Annotated in this window: 1 protein-coding gene and 1 pseudogene; both read right to left on the minus strand. The window is 62.1% G+C overall.

All coding sequences use genetic code 11. The features are described 5' to 3' along the window. Nucleotides 1–142: RHS repeat domain-containing protein (locus tag C5S62_RS13805; protein WP_255400133.1), on the minus strand; the 142-nt coding region annotated here is incomplete at its 3' end. Between the two features lie 93 nt (nucleotides 143–235). Beyond that, nucleotides 236–652, minus strand: a pseudogene (locus tag C5S62_RS13510) (hypothetical protein); the annotation flags it as partial.

Genomic DNA, 652 nt, shown 5'->3' on the forward strand with positions numbered 1-652 from the left:
GAGTGTCGCCCGTCTGCTTCGACACCCTCCTGCCGAGGGCGTCGTATCCGAAAGACACGACCTTGCCGTCGGGAGTCCTTACCTCCGCCAGCATGCCGTTGGCGTGCCACCGGTAGCAGGTATCGCCCGGCTCCCAGTCCACAAAGACATCAGTCGTGCCGTTTCCTCCCGTCTCCCTCCGGTAGTTCTCCTCGATACCGTCCGAGCCGAACAGCAGCCTGAACCAGGCCGCCTTCTACTTTCCTCCGGTATCGCCCGCCTGACCTTTTTCCGCAGTCCCCGCATTGATGTCCCTGCGGCTCTTATGCACGAGGTTCCCCTCGCAGTCGTAGGCGTAGTGGTACTCGCCGTCCCACAGCAGCCTGCCGCCACGGTCGTACCTGCGTCCCTTGCACTCGGCTTCCCGGTACAGGTTGCCCACCTTGTCAGGCGTGCGGAAGATGCTCTCGTGGAGCGAGTAGTCGCCCCGTATGGGGTTGCACAGTGAGTCGTAGTCGTAGATGACAGGCTCTCCGCGCATCGAGCAGCGCATAGACATCAGTCTCGCACCCACGTCCCAGCGGTAGTGACGCCATCCGGTGTGGTGGTCACCCGAATGGACATGGCGTGAACGCACCAGCCCCATGTCGTTGTAGTCGGTGCTTATACGTAT

The sequence above is a fragment of the Prevotella sp. MGM2 genome, assembly GCF_002933955.1.
Classification (GTDB): Bacteria; Bacteroidota; Bacteroidia; order Bacteroidales; family Bacteroidaceae; genus Alloprevotella.